This window comes from Roseateles sp. P5_E11, from assembly GCF_054049355.1.
Genome location: NZ_JBFUMO010001132.1, coordinates 1 through 790, shown reverse-complemented (window position 1 = coordinate 790; position 790 = coordinate 1). Strand labels below are relative to the sequence as shown.

The following is a 790-nucleotide window of genomic DNA, read 5'->3' as shown; positions in this document are numbered from 1 at the left end:
CAGCAGGCCACGGGCTTGAAGCTCTTGTGGGGCACGGCCAACCTGTTCAGCCACCGCCGCTTCATGAGCGGYGCGGCCAGCAACCCCAACCCCGAGCTGTTCGCCATGGCCGCGCTGCAGGTGCGCGACGCGATGGACGCGACGCTGAAGCTCGGCGGCGAGAACTACGTGCTGTGGGGCGGCCGCGAGGGCTAYGAGACGCTSYTGAACACGCGCCTGGGCCAGGAGCTGGACCAGCTCGGCCGCTTCCTGAACATGGTGGTTGAGTACAAGCACAAGATCGGCTTCAAGGGCGCCATCCTCATCGAGCCCAAGCCGCGYGAGCCGTCCAAGCACCAGTACGACTTCGATACCGCSACCGTGTACGGCTTCCTGGTGCGCTACGGCCTGGAGAAGGAAGTSAAGGTCAACATCGAGGCCAACCACGCCACGCTGTCGGGCCACAGCTTCGAGCAYGAGATCGCCACGGCAGGCGCCTTGGGCATCCTGGGCAGCCTGGACATGAACCGSGGTGAYCCGCAGCTGGGCTGGGACACCGACCAGTTCCCCAACAACGTGCCGGAGACGGCSRTSGCGCTGTACCACGTCATCCAGGCCGGWGGCCTGGGCTCGGGCGGGTTGAACTTCGACGCCAAGGTGCGCCGCCAGTCCATCGACGCCGAGGACCTGTTCCACGGCCACATCGGCGGCATGGACGTGTGCGCCCAGGCGCTGCTGATCGCCGAGAAGATGGTCAACGACGGGCGCCTGAAAGCCGCCGTGGACAGCCGCTACGCCGGCTGGGACGCGC

General features: G+C 67.1%; 1 protein-coding gene. It reads left to right on the top strand.

Translation table 11 applies throughout. The features are described from left to right. The coding region (locus ACXJKR_RS33890) for a xylose isomerase (RefSeq protein WP_457326599.1) at positions 1-790 on the top strand (790 nt) is incomplete at both ends.